Below are 683 nucleotides of genomic sequence, written 5' to 3'. Positions count from 1 at the left end.
GGCATCAGATACGTGGGCAAGACAATGAGCCCATCCTTTATTTTCAATATAGCCTCGAAAATCCATTTCTAAGTTTGTGTATGTAATGAGTTTGTTTTTTATTTCTTCGATATCCTCCTCTGTAAAAAAGTAGTGCGAGTTAGCGAATTGGAGTATTAATGCAAGTAACGAAACAGTATAAGAACGTGTGAAAACCCCATCTGTAAGTGGGGAGTGAATGTCACAATATAAATACTCATCACTTAAACAAGTTTGTAGAAGTAATTTCAGTTGATCGTCCATAAGGAATTCATGATGAATGAAATGTGCAAAACATTTATATATAAGTTGGTAACGAACGTAACTATCAGTTGTTCCGATATACTGAAGCATATTGAGCGTTAACTCATTAATATCTATATGTTGCAGTTGCGTATAGTCATTTTGTTGTATAAGCTCTAACTGTTGTTGCAATGCTGTAATATCCAATGGAGAACCTCCTCCGCACTTTAAAGATGCRATGTTTTCTAGTATTCTATATATTCAAGGACAATCCTGCTCATGCAAGGAGAACAAGTAGAAATTCGAGTAYGACATAGATGAGGGAAGTATATGATGACTATAGAACAGTTAGAAAAACATTTTAAAATAAGAAAAAATGCTTCTTCTATAATGATAAAAGAAAATGATGCAGAGGTTTTTAC

General features: G+C 33.6%; 1 protein-coding gene and 1 pseudogene. One reads left to right on the top strand and one right to left on the bottom strand.

Annotated elements, in window-relative coordinates:
• Window positions 1–468 (bottom strand): DUF2785 domain-containing protein (locus AC1DJR_RS32505; protein WP_477004514.1); only part of this gene is annotated, 468 nt, incomplete at its 3' end.
• 123 nt (window positions 469–591) lie between these two features.
• Between AC1DJR_RS32505 and AC1DJR_RS32500 the strand changes: the two are divergent.
• A pseudogene (locus AC1DJR_RS32500) lies at window positions 592–683 on the top strand (GNAT family N-acetyltransferase); the annotation flags it as partial.

Source organism: Bacillus sp. 05T31 (assembly GCF_056396725.1).
Note: the sequence above shows the minus strand (reverse complement) of the source record. Positions and strands in the feature narration are given on the sequence as shown.